Source organism: Shewanella sp. T24-MNA-CIBAN-0130 (genome assembly GCF_040310185.1).
Lineage (GTDB): Bacteria > Pseudomonadota > Gammaproteobacteria > Enterobacterales > Shewanellaceae > Shewanella > Shewanella psychromarinicola.
Genome location: NZ_JBEOPP010000573.1, coordinates 1 through 235, shown reverse-complemented (window position 1 = coordinate 235; position 235 = coordinate 1). Strand labels below are relative to the sequence as shown.

The 235-nt window shown below is 41.3% G+C and carries 1 protein-coding gene; it reads right to left on the bottom strand.

What is annotated here, in order from left to right; translation table 11 throughout:
- A partial coding sequence (locus tag AAEZ02_RS23550; RefSeq protein ID WP_502959623.1) for a sensor histidine kinase occupies nucleotides 1-235 on the bottom strand: 235 nt, incomplete at both ends.

Sequence of the window (235 nt, the reverse complement as noted above, 5' to 3'; positions counted from 1 at the left end):
CTCTGACGGAGTCACCCAAATAGTTTTCGTGGATCAATGGCGATATGAACACGTCAAAATTAAGGCCCTTTTTCTCTGCCGACACTTTATGAGAATGGCATGCAGAAGTGACAAGATCGGGCAAATTAAATTCTTTAATGTCTAAATCCATTTTATTGGCGTCTGCTTTCGAGAAATCGAGCACTTCATTCAACAGCACCAGCAATGTTTGTGCTGAGTCGTTGATCATTTGAAC